The sequence below is a fragment of the Adhaeribacter aerolatus genome (assembly GCF_007991635.1).
Classification (GTDB): Bacteria; Bacteroidota; Bacteroidia; order Cytophagales; family Hymenobacteraceae; genus Adhaeribacter; species Adhaeribacter aerolatus.
This window is the reverse complement of the sequence record NZ_BJYS01000032.1, coordinates 12,900-30,813: the sequence shown is the minus strand read 5'-3', so window position 1 is coordinate 30,813 and position 17,914 is coordinate 12,900. Positions and strand designations below refer to the sequence as shown.

Sequence of the window (17,914 nt, the reverse complement as noted above, 5' to 3'; positions counted from 1 at the left end):
AGTTTAAATGTTGGTAGGCCTGTTGCGGTTTCGCTCCTCGTCGGTCAGGTAAGTATCATCGTCGTCGAGGCGGGGCCGATTGGTATCAGCATCCAGGTTTTCTACGTCTACTTCGGTTTTGCGCACGGTGTCGCGGATTACTTCGTCGCGTTCGGTTACCTCTTTGTCGAGGGTTATTTCTTCTACCACGCGGGCTTCCTTGTTTACCACCGGTACTTCGGCATGTTCGGTCAGTTCAATTTCACCTTCTCTAAAAGCATTAATATCGGCATTGGTGGCCGGACGGTTTACCGGCGTACGCTCCACGTTTATGTGCTCTTCCCGGAGGGTAATATTTTCCTCAACATCTTCTTCCACAATCCGGCTGCTAATACGAGCGCCCCCGGTTTCTACTTCGCGCTTACCTATTTCTACGTCTTCTTCTATTATCGGAATAGTAGTATCACTGTCGGTTAGGTCGCGATTGGTGTTGGCAGTGGTATAATCGCTATCGGTGAGGTCGCGGGTCGTATTGGCATCGGTATAATCATCGGTTAAGTCCCGGCGATTACGGTGCAGGCCGCGGTCGCTAAAGTGGTTGTGTTCGTAAAAGTCATCGCGGGTATCGGTGTCGCCGGTGATGGCATCGCCGGCCCGGTGGGCAGCACCGCTAATGGCAGCCCCGGCAGCTCCGGCCGCTGCCCCCAGGCCGCCAAATATCGAGCGGATAGATGTTTCGGTATCGCGGCCAATCCGATTTTTCTCGTACACGGGTAAAGCGCGTAACTGGTCGGCGGTAACGTTGGGCAATATTACATCATCGTCGTCTTCGTTTAGTTGGGCCAGGCCAATGGGTACCAGTACATTGCGCGGTTCCAGGTCCAGCACACTGTTTTCCAAATCCACTACCATGTAGCGTACTTTCCTGGATTGCACATCAAATATAAGTTCTTCTACCTCGCCAATGGTTTGGCCCTGCGGGTTTTTGATGGTCCAGCCTTTAATATTGGGTTGGCCGTCGGCAATTTCGAAATCGCTGCCGCCTAACTCCTGCAGGCGGTTGGTTTCGTTATAATTATTATCTCTTTCCATAATTTTTTAGTTAAGGGCGCCGGGATGGGCGCTGGTTAAAACATTGTAAACCAAAGGTATCTATTGTTTACGTACTAGCCCGGAAAGGTTATTCCGACCGGCGGGCAACAATTTCTACGCGGCGGTTTTGCTGGCGGCCGGCGGCCGTTTCGTTAGAAGCTACGGGCCGCGACTCGCCAACGGGATGCAGCGTAACATTATCCTGGGCAATATTCCCGTTCTGGGTCAGCCAGGTTTGTACGGCGGCGGCGCGTTGTTCGGCCAGTTCTTTGTTATAGCTGGCGCTGCCCTGGGCATCGGTGTAGCCGTAAATACGAACCTGGCTGTTGGCAAAGCGTTTGCCCATCGAGCCCGCAATCTGCTTCAGCTTCTCAGCGGCCTGGGGCTTAATCGTACTTTTATCGGTATCAAACAAAACGGTTTCGTCTACGCTGTAAATGGCGTAATCGTCGTTGCCGCGCACGTTAATATCCCGGTCGGTTATTTCCTCGTAGGTAGCGGCCGGCGCATTAAAATCTACCGTACCCCAGCCATCATCGGTGGCGGTGCCGTCGGCAGCCGCAGTGGTAGTTGTGGTATCGGTCATAGTAGTGCCAACTGCGTCAGCATCGTCGTTGGTACGGTTGCAACCGCGCGACAAAACAAATATTACCGCAATTGCTATTAGTGCTAATAAAAGCCATATCCACCAGGGACGGCTTTTTTTGGGTTGTACATCTAAATCTGCCATAGTTTTTTCAGGTTAGTTTGGATTTTGTTACGAAACGAAAATTAAATAAATGTCTGCCGGTTTACGCGTGTTTCTATATATAGGTTCTTATAAGTAATTTATTTTCAGGCGGAAGTCAGTAAAGAAGCTTTTGAACGGGGCGAAGATGGTAAGAGACAGCGTTTTAAATAAATTGGATACTATAAAGAATAAGGCCAACCGGGCCAGCGGCAAGGAACCCGAAAATAATAGTATTACCGGCTTTATTAACTTAGATGCCCGGGCAAATAGTGAAAGACTTTTTTATTATAAATAACCAGAATTTTCTTACAGAACCATTGTATCTTTCCTAAAAGATGCCCTATGCAATTTCTGCTACTGCTTCAAAATATTAAAAGCACTCATGTGCACCTGCACCATGCCGCGGCTAAAGCGGTAAATAAATTGCTCACCATCCGTAACTCCGCAACTGGCTCATTGGCTTTACATTGTAGAATACGAACAGGGTAGAATACGAGCAGAAAGGCGAAGAGCTGGCGCAGTACGGCTATAAGCTATTGATGCACTTAGTAACTGCTATTACGCAATATTTGCTTGTATAATGTTTTATAAGGCTATGGTGTTCACTCGTGTCATTCAGGAGGACACTTTTTGGCTACCTGCTACATAGGTTCCTCCTGAATGACACGAGTGGGTTTCCTAAACCTATATTTTTTAAACTTTTGCGTAACAGCAGTTAAGTAAGTCACTTAACTATTACGAACGGTTGGAATATGCGAAACCCGTAGCGGAGCCAGGATTTTGTATATACCGTATTAGCCACAGGTTTTCTTTTTATTTATTTAGAATTGTCGGCCCGGAGATTAATTGGGTATTGAGTGTTTCTTTCATTTTAGGCACAAGTTTACTTAACGTCAGATAAGTATTGTCAGTAGCATTCAGCACTAAAACAGGAATAGCGTATTTTTTAAAGTTCTGTTGGTATTGTAAATTTTTGTCAAAGGTGAATAAAGCGTCGAATTCTTCTAATATTAACAGCTTCATTAATTCTCCATTCTTCTTGCCATTCCAGCCTTTGTCGCTAACTGTGTAAATCTCATGTTCAGGAAAGTCAAGTTTAAGCCGCTTGGGTAAGTTTTCGTCAAGCAGCAGTTTCATATAACTTTTCTATATTTTTAGAAGTCATTATTTTTTCGGCAATTCCTAAAACGCCAATTGCTTGTTCTTTGCTCACAGTAGGAAAATCCTCTAAAAATTCGTCCAGAGAAACCCCTTTTTCTAAATGCAAAAACAATGTCTCAATCGGAACCCGGGTTCCTTTGAAAACAGGTTGTCCGCTTAAGATTTCCTGGTCTATGCTGATGTAGTCTTTGATATTTGTCATAATGTCAAATATACGTTTTTTTCAAAATAAGGTGATCTCTTAGCTGGTGCCTAACTAAAAGCTATAAAAGGCAACTGGCGTGTACGCGAAGGAAAGCGGCTAATAATTAGTCTTTATTTTGAACGGATGGGCCTGGGTCGGCAGCCGGAAAAATTAGCGCAACTGGTACACGAAACTAACAACGTGCCTACCAAACCCGCCCGACTTTATCTAAAGCACCTACGCTTTTGAGTTTTTGGGCTACCGTAGCAAGCCTTGGTAACCGAAAATAACCTGGAATAGGCATTACCCGACCATTTGCAGGAATTTTTACTGGAGCTAGGACACGGCTTTTGGCTGGAAGGCCGCCAAAAACGTATTTTAATAGGCGATAAATATTTCTTTATCGACTTGGTATTTTACCACTGCCTATTAAAATGCCATGTACTCTCCGAGTTAAAATTAGCCGACTTTAATCATGTAAACGCCGGTCAGTTCAACACTTATCTAAATTGCTACAAAGCGGAGGTGATGCGGCCCGATGATCAGCCGCCGGTAGGTATTTTGTTAGTAGCCCATAAAAACGATGCCCTGGTGCAATACGCCACCGCCGGCTTCGATATCCAGCTATTTGTGTCGAAGTACCTGGTACAACTGCCGTCTAAAGAACAACTGGAAAATTTTATCCGGAATAAATTGCAGTAGTATGGAGGCAAGTTGTGGAAGCTAAGCCAAATGGATGTTAAAGCAAATTCTGAAAATAGTCAGATGAATCCTACCCGATTTTATCACATGCAAAATGTAATCAGGCAACAAGCTGTTGCCTATTTGCTAGTTGAAAAAGCCAACAACCTGTTGACCAAATTCTAAGGGCATTAAATCCTGTTTTCACAAAAGTCATAAATTATTAAAATAATGGTAAAAGCTTATTAAAGCTCTGTGCAAAATATTACATTAAGGAGATTTTGCACCCGATGGACGACAAACAAGTATTAGAGCAATTCAGCAATATTAAAACCTGGCAAAGCAAAGGCACCCGCGCCCCACATAAGCCGCTTTTAATGCTGCTGGCCCTCGGCGAAATACAACGGGGCAACCTCGGGTTTATCTCTTACGCAGCTATAGAACCAAAGCTGAATAATTTATTAGCTGATTTTGGCCCACCCCGCAAAACCCACGCGTATTATCCTTTTATTCGTTTGGCTAACGATGGCCTTTGGCAATTTAATAAACCTGAATTGCTGAATACCAAACACGATTACCGTTCTAAATATTTGCTGACCAATAATGTGCAGGGGCGGTTCCCGGAAGAAGTAGTACAACGGCTAAAGGCTAACCCGGATTTATTGAGAACTATTGCCGAAAGAATACTGGATCAGAATTTTCCCGAAACCCTGCACCAGGATATTCTGGATGCAGTAGGTTTAAATATTGCTCTAACCCCAACTGGTGCCAAACAAATCCGAAGGCGTGACCCGCAGTTCCGCGAAAGTATTCTGAAAGCGTACGAATACCAATGTGCCATTTGTGGGTTTAGCGTGCGGCTGAAGAATAAAATATTGGCCCTGGAAGCTGCTCATATTAAATGGCACCAGGCGGGCGGGCCAGATGAAGAAGTAAATGGGTTGGCTTTATGTGCCACCCACCACAAACTTTTCGACTTGGGAGCTTTTACGGTAAGCCCGGAATTACGAATGCTGGTTTCGGATGAAGTAAACGGACAGGGTGCCGATATGTGGCTAATCCAGCATCACGGGAAGAATATTAAACCGCCGCAGAAAAAAGCCTTCTATCCTAATCCGGATTTTACTGCCTGGCATGTAAATGAGGTTTTTAAGGGAGGGTATAGGGAGTAATAAATAGCTCTATCTAATTGAATTTAATATTTTAATGAGAAGTTGGGGCTAACAAGAGAGAAAATGAAAGCCTTTGATGTTGATATTTTACAGAGCAAATATTAGGTATTTTGCTATACCTTCGCCTAATTAAACTAAAATAAATAAATTATGAAGATTGCTAAGCAATTCCGCTGGGAAGGTGCTCATCGGCTTCCTAACCATAAGGGTAATTGTAGAAATTTACATGGGCATTCATATAAAATGACAATTGAATTAAAGGGAATGCTTAATGAGGAAGGTATGGTTGTTGACTTTGCAGACCTAAAAGCGTTGATTAATCCACTTATTGAAGCTTGGGACCATGCAACACTAGTAGCAGAAGGCGACGAAGATTTGATAAATGTGCTCAATACATTAGGTTCGAAATATTTTGTATTACCGTATAATAGTACTTCGGAGAATCTTTGCCAATTTGTTATTGATTTTATAATAAAGGATGGTTATTCGTTTCTAATTAAAAATAGTATCAGCGAAATTCGGGTACTGATTAGAGAGACAGACACCTGTTATGCAGAGTTAGAGCGTTCAGTAATACTAAGTGAAGAAGAAATACCTAATAGCGCCTACTCTGTAGTAAATATATAACTGCGCAAATCCTTAGTACGAGACTCTAAAAATTATTTATTAATGGAAAATGAAAGAAGGGATGCAGCCGTAGTACTACTTTCAGGTGGGCAAGACTCTACAACGTGTTTGTTTTGGGCAAAGCAAATTTTTAATCATGTAGAAGGTTTAGGATTTGATTACGGGCAAAAACATAACGTAGAGTTAGAGCAGGCAGGGATTATAGCCGCTAAAGCTGGAGTTGAATTCACTATTTTTAATATACAAGGTACACTTAGTGGTTCTTCACTTATTGAGTATAATAAAGATATTGCTGAACCACATGAGCGGAATAAAAATTTACCTTCTTCTTTTGTTCCAGGTCGTAATGCCCTTTTTCTTACAATTGCTGCTAGTTATGCATACAACAAAGGCATAACTAATTTAGTTGGTGGAATGTGCGAAACTGATTACTCTGGCTATCCTGATTGTCGCAGGGCTTTTTTAGATTCTTTACAAACATCATTATCGTTAGCAATGGATACAGATGTAAGTATTCATACACCCCTGATGTATCTTTCTAAAGCTGAAACCTGGAAGATGGCCAAAGAACTAGGAGTACTAGATATCGTAAGATTTGATTCTCATACCGATTATAATGGGAATAGAAATGTGCTCAATGAATGGGGTTATGGTCAGCTTGATAACCCAGCTTCTATTTTGCGCGCCAGAGGATTTGAAGAAGCTAAAGCGAAAGGTTGGATTTAATTGTAACTCACAAGTAACGTTATCTAATAAAAAAGCTTTACCTCTAATTAAATAATTCAGTCGCCTATCAATTTGTTTAATCTTTAGCTTTTAATAAACTATTCCCAAGTTTTATTTAAATGACTCGATTATTATTATTGTCTTGCTCGCAATTAAAAAAAAACACAACAGTTTTATTACCGGCAATTGAAAGATATGATGGGCCATTTTTTAAAGTTTTACGTAAATATCGCGAATCTCCCAATAGTAACCTTCCTTTAACCTTTATCCTTTCTGCCGAACATTCTTTAATAGCAGCCGATGAGCTAATTGGTAATTATGATAGGAAAATGACTCTTGTTAGGGCTCGCGAACTTCAACCATTAGTTGAAGAAAAGCTGAATGGGCTTATTCAACGTAAAACTGAGTTACTTCAAGAGGTAATGGTTTGTATGTCAAATAATTATCTTGAAGCTTTAAATCCTTCCCAGTTAAATAGGCTAACCGGGTATGTACAAGAAAGTGAGCCTAAAATTATTCATACGCAAGGAAGTATAGGTAAACAAGTCTCTAATTTATATGAATGGCTTTATCAAGCCCCACCGCCAGAGATTGATGCGACTGGATTAGCACAAATAATCACTTTCCACGGCAAAGAAATAAAATATAATGTAAATGAAATTTTACATATTGCATTTATAAAGGCTAAAGAAGATCCTATAGGTGCAGCACGATTTGAATCTTGGTTTGTTCCAATTGGAGAATTGAGGGTGGCTCCAAAGTGGCTTCTTAGTATTCTAACCGGTGTGCCAGTAGGACAGTTCCGAACTCTGGATGCGCGAAAGATTCTTACTCAGTTAGGTGTGGAAATTAAACGTATATGAGTGAAAATAATGGACAAGATTATCATCTAACGGAGGAAGGGGTTCGAGAAGATTTACAACGCCAACCTTATGTGTTGATGCGCCTTGTAGAAAATGCTTTTATTGTAGCAGAAAATCTAAGAGGAAATTATTTTGAAAACACATCCAAATTTATAAAAGATCTAAGGAAGAAAATATTATTAGCTAAAAGTGGCGAGTCTGATCCAATTATTTCTATCTCTAATATTAATGGGGCAAATTGGCAGGAAGTTCAAGGAGAAGTTGTAACATTTATAGATGGGGGAGTTGGACAAGTAGAAATTTCTGGACAAATTCCTATTTTATTACGGGTAGGCTCCTATGCCGTCCGAACCGGTGAACGTAACTTAGCAGAAAGAGAGCAATTTGGTTATTATCCTGTTATCTTAGGAGATTTAGAAGGTGGTAGTAAAGAGCGCAAGGATTTTATAGATATAGTTAGAATTACTGCCGAGCTTCTAGGCGGTCTTTCTGCATTGAAACGTACACCTAATTTGAGGTTGCTAATGTTTCATGGTCCTTTAATGTACTTAATGGGTAATTACGCTGGACATAGTCCATTTACTGAAAATGATATTGATTTATTTCTGAGAAGTTATGCCGCAAACCCTCAACTAGCCTCTGATCTAAAGAATAAATTTTTAGAGGAAGCTCGTATCCAAATATATCCGAAGTTAGCACCCGGTGTAGATACAGATATGATTCAAAAAAAGTTGTTTGATCCTTTAGCGTGGATGGCATTTCTATATCAGCAACTTATATCTGAGGCAAAGAAGCGTAGTCCTGTTCCTATAATTGCAGGTGTTGTTGAGCGTGGAAGATTAAGAGAATTTAGCGAAGATGTACTACTAGAGCGCATATTTGTTAGCTTAAGGAAAAAGAATAATCAAAATTACTTCAATAATTTATTTGGTAGAACAGATTTAAAAACTCCAGGAATTTTATTAGATCGTTTAGCCTATACTGATGCTATCCTAATGGCAATGCTAATGAAGCCTGGCCAACGTTCAGAATCTTGGATAATAAATAAACTTAAAGGCCTTCGTACTGGTCAAACAATATTAACAGGTGAGGCTCGGGCAACAAATATGGATTGGAGTATTTTAAAAGATCCATTGCTTGGCTTTCCTAAAATTAAAGGTTGTTATATAAGTGTGTCCGACAGAACAGAGCCAATTAGGGTTGAAGTGTTTGAATGCTTAGGAGAACAACAAATTGAAGAAGCAGCTAAGCGAGCATATTTATATTCATTGTTAATACCTGGTTATGGGTTTCCTGTTGGCTTAGATGTAGCTGATAAATTCGCAAAGGTACCCACATGGCTTACTAATGCATATAGTAAATTAATCAAACACCATTTAAGCGTTAGTTTGCAAAAGGGAGAAATTAAAGATGCTGAAATGCGACATCTGCTTGTTCAGGCTATTTATATGACACATCGAGATTGGCTTTTCCGTCCAAATCCTTAAATATTAGGTTAAAATATAACTTATGCCTCAAATTGCTACTGAAGAATTACCTGAAAAACTCGAAAAGCAGAGTTTTGTAGGAACCCTTGTTGGTGAAAGTACTAGTCGAACCTTCCGATTAGCTGTTGCTCATGAAACAATTCGTGAACAGGATATTATTGCTGTGGATGTTGATCTAAAATCTACCGAACAAAATAGTATTAAACAAAAAACGCGACTTTGGGCAAAGGTTCAACAAATCGAACGGATTAATCCACTCTTCCCAGTGGAAGCCGGCCATGAACTTGCTGAAACTAGAACTAGCCCTTTTGATACCGTACTTTCATTAAGTAGAGAAATGGTAACAGCAGTTTGTCAAGTTTTAGGATCAGAACCTATTGATGGATCAGCTGGCGGCAGATTAGACCATGTGCGGTATCCTCCTCAGCCGGCTTCTCAAGCTTATATGCCAAATTCAACCGATTTGGAAAGAGTTGTAATTGGAGAATTAGGTACTAAGCAGAGTCGTGCATTAGACATTGCCACTTTATCTAATCGCCCAAGTGTGACAGTTAAGGTTGACGGGCATGCAATTGTGAGTAGGCATTTGGCGATTTTAGCAATGACCGGAGCAGGTAAAAGTGTTACAGCTCGTCGAATTGTGGAACAATTGGCAGAGAGGAATTATCCTATTGTTATTTTTGATCCACATGGTGATTATACAGGATTAGCTGATGTTGAGAAGTTGAAAGGAAAAGTACAACGATATTATGCCGAGTTTCCAGTATTTGAAGAAGAGAGTGAAACAGTTGCTAAGGTCGTAGATACACTAGGGTATGAATTAACTCCCACGATGCAAGGTGTATTTGATGATGTATTTTATGCTGCAAAACAATTTTTTATAGAAGATGGGGGTGAAAGAAAGCGGCGGGAACAATGGCTCGCTTTACTCTTGAGACGAGATACTATTGAACAATACGGAATTAAGCAAGATATGTGGTTGGTAGGTTATTTAGCTGAAGCCGGAGAACGAATTGTGCAGATGAAAGCGGATAATGAAGGAGATTGGCAGCAGCTTGAAACGCAATTACAGGAATGGGGATGGGCTCGTATCGATACTTATAGTAGAACCGATAAGAGAACCATTGAGGGTATTAAGAAGAGAGTATTTAAAGCGGCAGCGGCACTTAAGCGGATGGAAACAACCAATAAAAAGGTTGCTCGTAGTGCTAACCCATTACCTATTAATCGTTTAGAACTTGTAAAATATGGTCAGATTAGTGTGATATCACTGGCCGGATATACGGGTAATTTTCAAGCAACTATTTACACAATTATTGCTAACAGTATTTTTGAAGCTAAAGTACGCGATGAACTAAAACTTCCGGTTGTTCTATTGTTAGAAGAAGCACACAACTTTGTTCCTGGTAAAGCTTTGACCACAGCCGAAGAGCGTTCCATAGCTATTACAAAGCAAATTGCTCAAGAAGGCCGTAAATTTGGTGTTGGTTTAATAATGGTTAGCCAACGACCATCTCGTTTAGATGAAACTGCATTATCAATGTGCAATTCTTACATCATTATGAGAATGATAAACCCTGCTGACCAAAATTTTGTACGTAGGGTAATAGAATCACTTGGAGAAGATGAAGCCAAAATGCTTCCTGATTTAGATGTTGGGGAAGCAATTTTATCCGGTCAATTAATTAACTTTCCGGTCTTAGTACGAATAAAGAAATCAGAATCGCAAGGTGAGAGGGAAGAAGAAGATGCTTTTGTTGCGCTTGAAAATGCACAGAAGGGTCTTGAGATGGAGCAAACAAAACAAAATGGAAATAGTCGTCGGTCTTAATTTAAGTAACCCTAATCCTAAAGTATGGAATTCAAGTTCACCTTATTTTTTACCTGAAGTACGGGCGGTGATGGTGTCTTATGCAGAATTTGATAAAACACCTACCAAGCGGAAGAAGGCGATGGAAGTTGGTTTGCACCAATATCTTGAAGTTCCCAAAGATATTTCAATTTACCTTGACAACGGCTCATTTAGCTTCCTGCGCCGGTCCAGTCAAATTAATCAGCAAGAATATAAAGAATTTATAGAAAGAGCAAAACCAGATTGGTATCCAACCCCACAAGATTTTATTCCTGCTCCTGCTATGTCAGATGGGCAGCAGTATAATTGCATGTTAGATACCATGAAAATAAATCTTGCATATAATTACGATGGCTTTGTTCCAGTTCTCCACATCTGCCGTTATTTAAATGAATATGTGACGCATCTTCAAGGTGATCATTTATTAAATCAGAAGAAAAGAATTGCCTTAGGAGGTATTGTGCCTAACTTACTACGGGCTCCTAAAGCTATGCCTTATCAAGATATATTGGGGCACTTGCAAAATATTAGGAAGGTATTTAAAGATAAGAAAATACATGTATTCGGAATAGGCGGAACGGCTACGCTACATATAGCAGCTTTGCTTCAAATGGATTCAATAGATTCGACTGGGTGGCGTAACCGAGCAGCTCGCGGCATAATACAGCTTCCTGGCAAAGGTGATCGCTTAGTTGCTGAATTGGGTAAATGGCGTGGACGAAATTGCGATGAAAATGAATGGGATGTTTTAACTCAATGTGGTTGTCCATCCTGTCGGAATAATGGTATTGAAGGATTAAAGATAAAAGGCTTAACAGGATTCATGAACAGAGCAGCTCATAATTTATGGGTATTGTTAGAGGAGGACCGTTTAATTAAATATCATCTTCTTAATAATTCTTATTCTGAATGGTATCCTTCTCACGTAAGTAACTCAACATATAAACCTTTAATTGATTATTTAATTAAAGAAAAGCAGGTACATACTTTATTTAAAAAATAGGTTTAACTCCCCCTCTGGCGCAAATCTTAAGCGAAGCGTGGCTTGTGTCTAGCTATGAATGTAAGTCTTCAGACTTATTTTTTAACTTCAGCTTCCGCTAATTTAAAAACTGGCTAACATAAACAGGCACCAGTGACGCTAAGCTCAACACTGGCGCTAGACAAGTTTTTTAGCTGCAACCGCTATTGGAATAAATATTTCTAGCCCGTAACTTACCTGTATTATCGTTTAGACAATTATTATGCAACCAGAAGAAAAACAGGCGGTGCTGGATTTGGTAGCCGAAGCGCACAGTCGTGTAGAACAAGCCTACCTGGAAAACCTGGCCGCCAAAGGTACGCCGGCCTACGCGCAGAAACGCCGCTTATTACTCGCCGATTTATCGTTGCACCTGGTACAAGCCGCCCTGAAAGGCGATGAACTCAGTACAAAGCATTTGCAGCGCTCCTTGTTTTCGGTGCTAACTATCTCCGACGAATTTATTCCGGAGGCGGGTTTAAAGGAAACCGCCCTGCGCCTGGTAAACGAAGCCGAAACGAATACCGCGGGTACCTGAAATTTTTAGGGGGGAATTCGTACACCGGGCTTTAGTTACCAATGCCAGTAAGACAAGCGGCATTTAAGAATTTTCTCTTTTGCTATTAAAAATGAAAAAAATACTTACTTTGGACGTTAGTACCGTAAGGCGAAAGTATGATAATGTCTTTTGGTTCGAAAGAAACAGAAAAGATTTGGAACGGGGAAAGAGTGGCAAAATTACCTTTGGATATCCAAGCAATTGGCCGCCGCAAATTAAGAATGTTAAATAACTCCCAGAACATTGCCGATTTGCGGATTCCGCCGTCTAACCGTTTAGAAAAGCTATCCGGGAATTTAAAAGAATTTTATAGCATCCGCCGTATAAACGACCAGTGGCGAATCATTTTTCAATGGAACAATGGACAAGCCGCCGCAGTAGAGATTATTGACTATCATTAAAAAAATGGAAAAGATACCTAATATTCATCCGGGAGAAGTGTTGCAGGAAGAATTTCTCCTGCCTCTCCATATTACCGCTTACCGACTAGCTAAAGACATTCATATTCCTCAAACCAGAGTTTCAGAAATTCTTAAAGGTAACAGGAGAATTACAGCCGATACCGCTCTTAGATTAAGCTGTTATTTTGGAAATTCTCCTAAATTTTGGCTTGGGCTACAAGACGACTATGATTTAGAAGAAGAAAAAATAAATATGCAGAAAGAGTTAGCGGGTATAAAAAGGTTTGAGAAAAACGCCGCCTAACCCTACCCATACAAAATCATTGTTTCGCGGCGGCTTTGCATACTTAACGGTTTGCGGAAGCAGCCAGGGCGTTCAGACATTGTCTGGACCCACCAGTTTATTTTAAAGAATTGCCATACCGGATTACATTATTCACCATGCCCTCGAACACGAAAAAATGAAACGGTAACACGGCATACCAGTATAAGCGGCCCAGCAACCCTTTGGGCCGGAAAGTGGCCGTTTGCCGGAGAAAAGGCCCGTGGTCGGTTTGCATAATTTTAAACTCCAGCCAGGCTTCGCCGGGTAATTTCATTTCGGCATACAGCAACAAGCGTTGGTTTTGTTTGTCGGCGGCCAGCACCCGCCAGAAATCGAGCGTGTCGCCGGTGTTTATGGTGTGCTTGTTGGTGCGGCCGCGGCGCAAACCTACGCCGCCCACCAGCTTATCCAGCAGGCCGCGTATGTGCCAGAGCCAGTCGCCGTAGTACCACCCGCGCCTGCCCCCAATCGACCAGATATTATCGAGCACCTGGTTTACACTGGTGGTAATGGGCTTCTGCCGGCAGTCAGTAAAGCAGCCGGCTTCGGGTACTTTTATGTGTTCCAGCAAAGAATTATCGACGTTACTCGATACCAGCGAGTCTTTCCAACTCGAAACCACGTTGTTTTGTTCTATTTTCTGAAAAGCCAGTTCTACCGCTTTTTGGTAAGGGATGGGGGTAATGCCCAACAGTTGCTCCAGGGTTCTATCTTTGGCAATTACTTCTACTTTCATGCTGTTTACCAGGTTGGTAGCCAACTGGTAAGAGGTAGCCGTCACAAAATACAACCAGTACGACGACAGCCGCGGCGTCATGACGGGCACCGTAAAGATGAACCGTTTGAGTCCGCGCACCTGGGCAAACTGGAGCAGCATTTCTTTGTAAGATAAAATATCCGGTCCGCCCACATCGTAGGCCTGGTTCAGGGTTTGGGGCTTACCCAAAACGCCGGTTAAATATTCCAAAACGTTCCGGATGGCAATGGGCTGGGTGCGGGTGTTCAGCCATTTGGGGGCAATCATGACCGGTAGCTTTTCTACGAGGTCGCGGATAATTTCGAAAGAGGCACTGCCGGAGCCCACAATAATGCCGGCCCGAAGGGCAGTTACCGGTATGCCGCTCTGGCTTAATATTTCTTCTACTTTTTTGCGCGAAGCCAGGTGCCGCGAGAGCTGGGTACTGTTGGTAATGCCGCCCAGATAAATAATTTGCCGCACGGCGGTGGGTTTTACCAGTTGGATAAAGTTGTGCGCCGAAGTGGCTTCCAGTTGCCCGAAATCTTTGCTGTTCGTGCTCATGGAGTGGATAAGGTAGTAAGCCACTTCTATCTCCCGGATTTTTTCATTCCGGCTTTTTTCGTTATCCGGGTTGGCCCCGGCCGCGGGAATAGGTTCCAGGAAATCAATTTCGAGCAAGGCAATATTGGGGTGCTGGTAAATGCCTTCCTGCGGAAACCGGTCAATATCGCGGACGCAGCAAATTACTTCGTGCCCCTGTTCCAGGAGCACCGGCAGCAATCTTTTGCCAATATAGCCGGTGGCACCCGTCAGCAATATTTTCATAAGCTTTTTTGGTTGGGGTTGGTCATTTGGTTAGGCTGGTTGATTTGGCACGGCCAGCGCGGCAGGCTTTGCTTACCCGGTAGCTGCGAACCTGTTTTTTTCTGTCTTTTTTGTGCAAAGCTGGTTTCCTAGTGTTAGGTTAACAGTTTAAGGACGGGAATGTTATGGGTTAATTGGCTGGGTGAATAAGCCCTAATTGTAGCCATGATTTAGGGACAGTGTCCGCAGGGCGTAAGGGTTACCTGTAGAAGGCTATATATAAAGCGTTGTAAAGAAATGAATGTTGGACCGGCTCTCCTTTGCTTGGAGAGGGTAAACAAAATTTACCACCCCCAGCCCCTCCTAAAATAGGCGGGGAGCCTGGTAATGCAGCTTTTGCCGTTAACTTGTAGTAGCTAACTTTCTTTGGCAGTAGTAAGTAAACCTGAAGACTTAGGGTTGTTTATAGACACCAAGTACACTTCGTTTAAAACTGGCGGTAGCGTGGGGACTGCATATTTTAAGGTTGGGAAGGTGCCCATAAAGTTTAACTAACCTGGTGGTTGAAAAAATGTTGTGTCCAGACCACCATCAGATTTTTATTTGCTGGTGCGAGCTTGTAGCTCGTATCTTTCTTCTTATTCTTTTTTCCGGTTAGAATTATTTATCTTAACTCACCAAAAGAGCGCCTACATGAAAAATATATACGCCCTGGGTTTTGTCCTGACGCTGGCCATACCGGCTTTTAGCCAAAACAATAATTTTGATGCTCGCATTAACCCGGCGGCCGACAAGATAGAGCAGAAAGTGATTGCCTGGCGCCGCGACATTCACCAGAACCCGGAACTGGGCAACGCCGAAAAGCGCACGGCTGCTATTGTGGCCAAACATTTGAAAGGCTTGGGAATAGAAGTGAAAACCGGCGTAGCCAAAACCGGCGTAGTGGGTATCTTAAAAGGGGGTAAACCGGGGCCGGTAATTGCGTTGCGGGCTGATATGGATGCTTTGCCGGTAACTGAACGGGTGCCGCTGCCTTTTGCCTCTAAAGTAAAAACCACTTATAACGGTCAGCAGGTAGGAGTAATGCATGCCTGTGGCCACGACTCGCACGTAGCTATTTTAATGGGCACCGCCGAAATATTGGCTTCAATGAAAAACGATTTGGCCGGAACGGTGAAATTTATTTTTCAACCGGCCGAGGAAGGCGTTCCCCCTGGAGAGGAGGGCGGTGCGCAACTCATGATAAAGGAAGGCGTGCTGGATAACCCCAAAGTAGACGTTATCTTTGGCCTGCACATTAATTCCCAAACCGAGGTAGGGCAGCTAACTTACCGGCCGGGCGGCACCATGGCCAGTGTGAATGGCTTTAAAATATTGGTAAAAGGCAAGCAGGCGCACGGCGCTTACCCATGGTCGTCGGTAGACCCGGTGGTGGCCGCCGCCCAGATTATTAATAATTTACAAGCTATTGTAAGCCGGAACCTGAATGTAACCCAAAATCCCGGGGTGGTAACGGTGGGCTCTATTCACGGCGGGGTACGGGCAAATATTATTCCGGAGCAGGTAGAAATGGAAGGCACCATCCGGGCCCTGAGCGCCGACGATGAGAAAATGATAATCAGGCGCGTAAAAGAAGTAGCCACTAAAACCGCCGAAAGCGCCGGCGCTACCGCAGAGGTATTGGTTCCGTATGGCACCAGCTACCCGGTTACCTACAACAACCTGGCTTTAACCGAAAAAATGTTACCCACCTTACAGCGCACGGCCGGTACTAATAATGTGGTGTTACGTCCGCCCGTTACCGGGGCCGAAGATTTTTCTTTCTTCCAGGAAAAAGTGCCGGGTCTGTTCTTTTTTCTGGGCGGGATGCCCAAAGGCAAAAAGCCCGAAGAAGCGCCCTCGCACCACACCCCCGATTTTTACCTCGATGAAAGCGGTTTTAAGTTAGGTGTAAAAGCCATGTGCAATCTGGTGCTGGATTATATGCAATCGGCCCGGCAATAATTCAGGAGGCTAATCTTAAGTGCAGCGCACCTGGTGTAAATGGGAGCAAGTTTTTAAACTTTTATTTATTAATTTGGGCCATCAAACTCGTTGCCATTGATTATGCGCCTGGCACCTGCCTTTCTGGTATCAGCGTTGGCCAGGGAATAAGTCGGTTAATCAAATGGTAATTACCCTTCGGCTACAGGTTGGCGTGCCCGTGAAAACTTTACCGCCGCGTATATTACCGCTGCGCCAAACAAAACGCCGGCAAAAATAAACTCAACGCGGTTGCCAATGTGGTAGAAAAAGGTGCCTACCAGCGGACCGGCGCCCATGCCCAAATACCGGAAAAAATTATAAATACCCATGGCGGTAGCCCGGCTGTGCTGGAATTCGTTCGTGAGCAAGGTGGTTTGTACGGGCAGCGAGAGCCCGAGGCACAAACCGAAAAACGAGATGCTAAAAATTAATGCCGGTAAACTTACAGCCGAAAGCCAGACAAACAACAGTGTAGCCACCACATTTAACGTAGCACTCGCCAGCAGGAATTTACGCGGGTTAAAATATTCCTGGATGCGTCCGCCCACGAGGCTGCCCGTTATCACCATCAGCGACATGGGCAAGAACACCAGACCGTTTTGCCCCGGGGTGAGCCCGTAGAACAAAGTAAGCAGCACCGGCAGAAATACGAGAAAATTGTAAAAGGTAAAATATTGCACAAAGCCCAGCAGCACAATAGCCGGACCGGCCGGTTTGGTTAATATTTTAGCAAAATGCTTTACATGGAAGCGGTCGCCGCTAAAAGAATCGGGTTTGGTTTCGGGCAAGTAGCGGTAATTAAGCACCCACAACAAAGCGCCCGTACCCGCCAGCACCCAGAATACCCCGTGGAAGCCAAAATATTCGCCCACAAAGCCCCCAATTACCGGACCCACCGCCGGCCCCAGGGCCACCAACGTCTGGAAAGTACCCATAGCACGGCCGCGCTTTTTGCCTTCGTACAAATCGCCGATAACCGTAGTGGCTACCACCGAACCCACTGCCATACCGGCCGCCTGCAATACCCGGAAACCCAGAAAAATGTAAATATTAGTAGCAAAAGCCGCCCCCACCGAAGCCGCTACATACACCAGAATGCCAGGCAGTAGTACTTTGCGCCGACCTTTGGAATCGGTGAGCGGGCCGTAAATAATCTGCATAACAGCCAGCACAAACGTAAAAATGGAAATAGTCAGGTTTACCAGCAACTCCGTGGTTTGGAACTGCTCTCGCACCACCGGCAGCAAAGGGGTGTAGATAGATTGGGTAAACGGGCCGAAAAAGGCGGCAAAAGAAACGAGGTATGTAATCAGCTTTTTATTCATCGGCTACCGTAGTTAGCTTTTGTTCCGGCTCAAAATTAAGCTTATCTTTTTACCTTTTCTGAAACAAGCCGCTCTCGGAGAATAAATTTTTTCGGGCATTTACTCCTTTGGTGCTAGAACTAAAAGAAGCCTGGCTTGTTACTTTACGCAAAGGCCCGGCT

At 43.3% G+C, this 17,914-nt stretch carries 18 protein-coding genes; 12 read left to right on the top strand and 6 right to left on the bottom strand.

The genetic code is table 11. The features are described from left to right. Window positions 1–3 precede the first annotated feature (3 nt). The 4 genes from AAE02nite_RS19290 to AAE02nite_RS19275 all read right to left on the bottom strand — a co-directional run bounded on the left by AAE02nite_RS19290 (window position 4) and on the right by AAE02nite_RS19275 (window position 3,164). Entirely contained in the window at window positions 4–1,071 is a 1,068-nt protein-coding gene (locus AAE02nite_RS19290; protein WP_146901655.1) for a DUF2382 domain-containing protein, read from the bottom strand. Between the two features lie 88 nt (window positions 1,072–1,159). After that, window positions 1,160–1,801: an OmpA family protein gene (locus AAE02nite_RS19285; protein ID WP_146901652.1), complete on the bottom strand. Its 642-nt coding sequence runs from the start codon at window positions 1,799–1,801 to the stop codon at window positions 1,160–1,162. 813 nt (window positions 1,802–2,614) lie between these two features. Continuing rightward, window positions 2,615–2,938, bottom strand: a complete 324-nt coding sequence (locus AAE02nite_RS19280; RefSeq protein WP_146901650.1) for a hypothetical protein — start codon at window positions 2,936–2,938, stop codon at window positions 2,615–2,617. Next, complete coding sequence (locus tag AAE02nite_RS19275; protein ID WP_146901647.1) at window positions 2,922–3,164, bottom strand: DUF433 domain-containing protein; 243 nt, start codon at window positions 3,162–3,164, stop codon at window positions 2,922–2,924. Before AAE02nite_RS19275 ends, AAE02nite_RS19280 begins: the two co-directional genes overlap by 17 nt. A 297-nt stretch (window positions 3,165–3,461) precedes the next feature. Between AAE02nite_RS19275 and AAE02nite_RS19270 the strand changes: the two genes are divergently transcribed. From AAE02nite_RS19270 to AAE02nite_RS19220, 11 genes are all read left to right on the top strand, one after another. Then, complete coding sequence (locus AAE02nite_RS19270; RefSeq protein ID WP_146901644.1) at window positions 3,462–3,848, top strand: PDDEXK nuclease domain-containing protein; 387 nt, start codon at window positions 3,462–3,464, stop codon at window positions 3,846–3,848. A gap of 269 nt (window positions 3,849–4,117) precedes the next feature. After that, entirely contained in the window at window positions 4,118–4,999 is an 882-nt protein-coding gene (locus AAE02nite_RS19265; protein WP_146901640.1) for a phosphorothioated DNA-binding restriction endonuclease, read from the top strand. A 150-nt stretch (window positions 5,000–5,149) separates the two neighbouring features. After that, window positions 5,150–5,626 (top strand): 6-pyruvoyl trahydropterin synthase family protein, encoded by a 477-nt coding sequence (locus AAE02nite_RS19260; protein ID WP_146901637.1) that lies wholly within the window; start codon window positions 5,150–5,152, stop codon window positions 5,624–5,626. Between the two features lie 42 nt (window positions 5,627–5,668). After that, window positions 5,669–6,352 (top strand): 7-cyano-7-deazaguanine synthase QueC, encoded by a 684-nt coding sequence (gene queC, locus AAE02nite_RS19255; RefSeq protein WP_146901634.1) that lies wholly within the window; start codon window positions 5,669–5,671, stop codon window positions 6,350–6,352. 119 nt (window positions 6,353–6,471) lie between these two features. Further along, window positions 6,472–7,215: a DUF6884 domain-containing protein gene (locus AAE02nite_RS19250; protein ID WP_146901631.1), complete on the top strand. Its 744-nt coding sequence runs from the start codon at window positions 6,472–6,474 to the stop codon at window positions 7,213–7,215. After that, on the top strand, window positions 7,212–8,702 hold the full coding sequence (locus AAE02nite_RS19245; RefSeq protein ID WP_146901627.1) for a DNA double-strand break repair nuclease NurA: 1,491 nt from the start codon (window positions 7,212–7,214) through the stop codon (window positions 8,700–8,702). Before AAE02nite_RS19250 ends, AAE02nite_RS19245 begins: the two co-directional genes overlap by 4 nt. Window positions 8,703–8,724: 22 nt before the next feature. Next, window positions 8,725–10,533 carry an ATP-binding protein gene (locus tag AAE02nite_RS19240; RefSeq protein ID WP_146901624.1) on the top strand — a complete coding sequence of 603 codons (1,809 nt, stop codon included), beginning with the start codon at window positions 8,725–8,727 and terminating at the stop codon, window positions 10,531–10,533. After that, a complete protein-coding gene (locus AAE02nite_RS19235) occupies window positions 10,511–11,557 on the top strand; it encodes a tRNA guanosine transglycosylase family protein (protein WP_146901621.1) in 1,047 nt (348 codons plus the stop codon). The genes AAE02nite_RS19240 and AAE02nite_RS19235 overlap by 23 nt, the downstream gene beginning before the upstream one ends. A gap of 241 nt (window positions 11,558–11,798) precedes the next feature. Then, entirely contained in the window at window positions 11,799–12,113 is a 315-nt protein-coding gene (locus tag AAE02nite_RS19230; RefSeq protein ID WP_146901618.1) for a hypothetical protein, read from the top strand. A gap of 137 nt (window positions 12,114–12,250) precedes the next feature. Next, window positions 12,251–12,535, top strand: coding sequence for a type II toxin-antitoxin system RelE/ParE family toxin (locus AAE02nite_RS19225; protein WP_146901615.1), 285 nt, complete (start codon window positions 12,251–12,253; stop codon window positions 12,533–12,535). A gap of 4 nt (window positions 12,536–12,539) precedes the next feature. Further along, window positions 12,540–12,839, top strand: coding sequence for a HigA family addiction module antitoxin (locus AAE02nite_RS19220; RefSeq protein ID WP_146901613.1), 300 nt, complete (start codon window positions 12,540–12,542; stop codon window positions 12,837–12,839). Between the two features lie 97 nt (window positions 12,840–12,936). Here AAE02nite_RS19220 and AAE02nite_RS19215 read toward each other — a convergent pair whose 3' ends face one another. Beyond that, window positions 12,937–14,424 (bottom strand): SDR family oxidoreductase, encoded by a 1,488-nt coding sequence (locus AAE02nite_RS19215; protein WP_146901608.1) that lies wholly within the window; start codon window positions 14,422–14,424, stop codon window positions 12,937–12,939. 672 nt (window positions 14,425–15,096) lie between these two features. Between AAE02nite_RS19215 and AAE02nite_RS19210 the strand changes: the two genes are divergently transcribed. Beyond that, a complete protein-coding gene (locus tag AAE02nite_RS19210) occupies window positions 15,097–16,407 on the top strand; it encodes an amidohydrolase (protein WP_146901604.1) in 1,311 nt (436 codons plus the stop codon). 170 nt (window positions 16,408–16,577) lie between these two features. Here AAE02nite_RS19210 and AAE02nite_RS19205 read toward each other — a convergent pair whose 3' ends face one another. After that, complete coding sequence (locus tag AAE02nite_RS19205; protein WP_146901601.1) at window positions 16,578–17,753, bottom strand: MFS transporter; 1,176 nt, start codon at window positions 17,751–17,753, stop codon at window positions 16,578–16,580. Between the last annotated feature and the right edge of the window lie 161 nt (window positions 17,754–17,914).

Bases quoted from the DNA above. Each gene is read 5' to 3' on its own strand.
- AAE02nite_RS19290 (WP_146901655.1), bottom strand. From the start codon at position 1,071: ATGGAAAGAGATAATAATTATAACGAAACCAACCGCCTGCAGGAGTTA.
- AAE02nite_RS19285 (WP_146901652.1), bottom strand. From the start codon at position 1,801: ATGGCAGATTTAGATGTACAACCCAAAAAAAGCCGTCCCTGGTGGATA.
- AAE02nite_RS19280 (WP_146901650.1), bottom strand. From the start codon at position 2,938: ATGAAACTGCTGCTTGACGAAAACTTACCCAAGCGGCTTAAACTTGAC.
- AAE02nite_RS19275 (WP_146901647.1), bottom strand. From the start codon at position 3,164: ATGACAAATATCAAAGACTACATCAGCATAGACCAGGAAATCTTAAGC.
- AAE02nite_RS19265 (WP_146901640.1), top strand. From the start codon at position 4,118: ATGGACGACAAACAAGTATTAGAGCAATTCAGCAATATTAAAACCTGG.
- AAE02nite_RS19260 (WP_146901637.1), top strand. From the start codon at position 5,150: ATGAAGATTGCTAAGCAATTCCGCTGGGAAGGTGCTCATCGGCTTCCT.
- queC (WP_146901634.1), top strand. From the start codon at position 5,669: ATGGAAAATGAAAGAAGGGATGCAGCCGTAGTACTACTTTCAGGTGGG.
- AAE02nite_RS19250 (WP_146901631.1), top strand. From the start codon at position 6,472: ATGACTCGATTATTATTATTGTCTTGCTCGCAATTAAAAAAAAACACA.
- AAE02nite_RS19245 (WP_146901627.1), top strand. From the start codon at position 7,212: ATGAGTGAAAATAATGGACAAGATTATCATCTAACGGAGGAAGGGGTT.
- AAE02nite_RS19240 (WP_146901624.1), top strand. From the start codon at position 8,725: ATGCCTCAAATTGCTACTGAAGAATTACCTGAAAAACTCGAAAAGCAG.
- AAE02nite_RS19235 (WP_146901621.1), top strand. From the start codon at position 10,511: ATGGAAATAGTCGTCGGTCTTAATTTAAGTAACCCTAATCCTAAAGTA.
- AAE02nite_RS19230 (WP_146901618.1), top strand. From the start codon at position 11,799: ATGCAACCAGAAGAAAAACAGGCGGTGCTGGATTTGGTAGCCGAAGCG.
- AAE02nite_RS19225 (WP_146901615.1), top strand. From the start codon at position 12,251: ATGATAATGTCTTTTGGTTCGAAAGAAACAGAAAAGATTTGGAACGGG.
- AAE02nite_RS19220 (WP_146901613.1), top strand. From the start codon at position 12,540: ATGGAAAAGATACCTAATATTCATCCGGGAGAAGTGTTGCAGGAAGAA.
- AAE02nite_RS19215 (WP_146901608.1), bottom strand. From the start codon at position 14,424: ATGAAAATATTGCTGACGGGTGCCACCGGCTATATTGGCAAAAGATTG.
- AAE02nite_RS19210 (WP_146901604.1), top strand. From the start codon at position 15,097: ATGAAAAATATATACGCCCTGGGTTTTGTCCTGACGCTGGCCATACCG.
- AAE02nite_RS19205 (WP_146901601.1), bottom strand. From the start codon at position 17,753: ATGAATAAAAAGCTGATTACATACCTCGTTTCTTTTGCCGCCTTTTTC.